Raw genomic sequence first — 220 nt, forward strand, 5'->3', positions numbered from 1 at the left:
AAGTTGATTGACTTGCAGATACTGATGCGCTTGCTGATTCGCTAGCTGATACTGATGCGCTTGTTGATTGGCTAGCACTTACAGATGCTGAAGCGGATTCGCTTGCACTTACAGATGCTGAAGTTGATTGACTTGAGCTTACTGATGCTGAAGTTGATTGGCTTGCTGATACAGACGCTGAAGTTGATTGACTTGCACTTACAGATGCTGAAGCGCTTTG

At 45.0% G+C, this 220-nt stretch carries 1 protein-coding gene; it reads right to left on the reverse strand.

Annotation, left to right across the window (positions count from 1 at the left end):
• A partial coding sequence (locus tag B7708_RS00145; RefSeq protein ID WP_193431735.1) for a hypothetical protein occupies positions 1-220 on the reverse strand: 220 nt, incomplete at both ends.

The organism is Streptococcus oralis subsp. dentisani (assembly GCF_002096615.1).
Classification (GTDB): domain Bacteria; phylum Bacillota; class Bacilli; order Lactobacillales; family Streptococcaceae; genus Streptococcus; species Streptococcus oralis_U.